General features: G+C 51.8%; 1 protein-coding gene. It reads right to left on the bottom strand.

Annotated elements, in window-relative coordinates; translation table 11 throughout:
* Window positions 1-76: 76 nt before the first annotated feature.
* Complete coding sequence (gene ltrA / locus M3661_RS29700; RefSeq protein ID WP_251491255.1) at window positions 77-1477, bottom strand: group II intron reverse transcriptase/maturase; 1401 nt, start codon at window positions 1475-1477, stop codon at window positions 77-79.
* Between the last annotated feature and the right edge of the window lie 434 nt (window positions 1478-1911).

Raw genomic sequence — 1911 nt, 5'->3', positions numbered from 1 at the left:
ATCGAGTAGGAGGCTACCCATTAATTGAGTAGCCGACCTCTCACACCACCGTACGTACCGTTCGGTATACGGCGGTTCAATCGTTTGAGTGCAATTTGCGAAGATGCTCGTACCGAGCAGGGAAGTCATAATACCCTGCCTGTACGAGCTTTTCGTTTGTTATAGAGCGGTTCAGTACTGCACTTCCGGCAATACGCCAGTAGCCCAGCCTCGTGTTTCCCCATTGGTAAGCCTGCCACTCCGGTATCCCCAGCTTGCGCAGGTTCTGCACCTTTGTTCCCGGCTTCTTCCATTGCTTCCAGATGTACATACGCATCCGCCTTCGAAGCCATTCATTCCAGTCTTGCAAAATTCGCCTCATGTCAGCTACGTAGAAATGTCCCAGCCAGCCGCGAATGTAGACCTTTACGCTTTCCATCACTTGTCTGGCGTTCCTGCCTTGACTCCGGCTCGTCAGCTCTTTCAGTTTCTTCTTTGCTTTGACCAGAGATTGTGGATGGGTACGAATGTATACGCCGTTTCCGTTCTTCCCCAGCGCATAGCCAAGAAATTTGAAGTGCTTCCGTGCAATCACACTGGCTACCTTGCTTTTCTGCGTGTTTAGCTTGAGTCTCAACTTATTCTCCAAGTACTTCCGGCTTGATTCCAGAAGCCTCGTCGCTGCCCGCCTGCTTTTCCCCAGCACGACAATGTCGTCTGCATAACGGATGACGATCACGCCTCGCCTTTTCATCTCCTGATCGAATTCGTTCAGATAGATGTTCGCCAATAGCGGCGATAGCGGGCCTCCTTGTGGAGACCCCTCTTCTGTCTCTCGTCGTACTCCATTTTCCATGACCCCGCTTTTCAGATATTTCTTAATTAAGCCTGTGACGCGCTTGTCTTGGATTTGTTTGCGGAGAAGATTCATCAGCAATTCGTGGTTCAACGTATCAAAGTACTTCGAGAGATCGATTTCTACCGCATGGTTGTAACCCTGCTCCGCGTAGGCTTTCACTTTCCGAATCGCTTGTTGCGCACTCCGCTTCGGGCGATAGCCATAGCTGCCGTCTGAGAACAGCGGTTCAAACAGAGGATGCAGTTGCTGGGCAATGGCTTGTTGGATCACGCGATCTACCACTGTCGGTATGCCGAGCTTTCTTACTCCGCTTCCATCCGGTTTGGGGATTTCCTTGCGCCGCACCGGGCTTGGTTGGTATTGACTCTCCCGGATACTATGCAATAGTTCGTCTTTGTTATCTCGCAGCCACGGTAGTGCCGCCTCGACGGTCATTCCGTCTATTCCCGGCGCCCCGTGGTTGCTTTTGACCTGCTTGTAGGCTCTATTCAGGTTGTCTCTGCTTAGTATCTTTTCAAGCAGGTCGTCTGCACCGTCTCTTTCTCTACTTTCCCGAGCTCCGGCACTCCGCGCTCCCGCATACTCTTCGTGTTCCACACTATCCCTTTGTGGGCAGCCCTTTCGGTATTCTGCTTTCAACGCACCGGTTCTCCTTCCTGTATGTACTCAAGACTTACGATTGTTCAGCCCTTCCGCTAGCCGCTGTGGCGATTCGCGTACTATGGCGTCTGCTGACTTCTCACAACAAGCTTTACTCCGTCTTTCGGATTTTTTTTCCTACTCCACGTCTGTGAGACCTCCCCGGGTAAGAGCGATAACTTTCCCCTCATCCATCTGCCACATCTACATGATGAGATTCGGGCAGTATTGGACTTTGCTTTGTATGGCAAGCTCGTCCGTCCCATCATGCCTTATATGTGATTTCTGTTCGTCAGACCGAGGATTTGCCTCCGGCTTCCTTCAGATTCCGCCTCGCGACGGACACCCTTGCCTTCAGCTAACAGTTCCTACTGCCAAGCCTGTAGCGGACTTTCACCGCCTAGTTATCGCCCATGCCGGGCGCACCATAAAAA

This window comes from Paenibacillus sp. MER 180, assembly GCF_023713665.1.
GTDB classification, from domain to species: domain Bacteria; phylum Bacillota; class Bacilli; order Paenibacillales; family Paenibacillaceae; genus Paenibacillus_B; species Paenibacillus_B suaedae.
The sequence above is the reverse complement of the archived record's forward strand: the minus strand, read 5'-3'. Positions and strand labels throughout refer to the sequence as shown.